1 protein-coding gene is annotated in these 585 nt (G+C 47.5%); it reads right to left on the reverse strand.

Features of this window, described 5'->3' with window-relative positions; all coding sequences use genetic code 11:
• Window positions 1–385: 385 nt before the first annotated feature.
• Window positions 386–585, reverse strand: a 200-nt coding sequence (locus tag CKO27_RS24060; RefSeq protein ID WP_242470963.1) for an IS1 family transposase, incomplete at its 5' end; no start/stop codon positions are given.

Below are 585 nucleotides of genomic sequence, written 5' to 3' on the forward strand. Positions count from 1 at the left end.
CTTGGTCTAAAGTCAATCTCGGCAGGATCTTCGAACATCTTTCCGAACCCTCGGTGAGTTTGCACTTCCAAGGGTAGGAAATTTCGAGGGTTCTGCCAAATCCCCGCACATCCATCACCAAGTTCTGAACGCGGACTTGGGCGGGCTTATGAACAAGGCCGCCTGATGCTTGAACAAGTCAATACCGCGCTTCGTCAGCGTTTACGCAAAAAAAGACCGCGCGCCAAACCCGACGGGAGCCATCATTGATAGTCAAAGCGTGAAGGCATCCCATTCCACACAACTTTAGGTGTACTGGTTAGACTTGGGTTTTCTGAGATGTTTTGGAGCTGACGATGGGCTGGGCTGCAGAAGAATTTGCGGTAGTACCCTTCTCTATATGATTTCACAGATGAGCTTTGGCTGAGAGAGTGCTATTATAATGATGGACGAAATACCAAATAGCTCCAATATGGTTCTGAAGCTTTTTTGAAAAAGAAAGTGCTTTTCGTACGAGCCTGGAAATACGTTGCCTGAGTGTGCCGTTGTATCGTTCGATGTGATTTGTCTTTCCCGATTCCTTGCCGACAGCGTAATGACGGAATT

This window comes from Thiocystis violacea, from assembly GCF_016583575.1.
In the GTDB taxonomy this organism is placed as follows: Bacteria; Pseudomonadota; Gammaproteobacteria; order Chromatiales; family Chromatiaceae; genus Thiocystis; species Thiocystis violacea.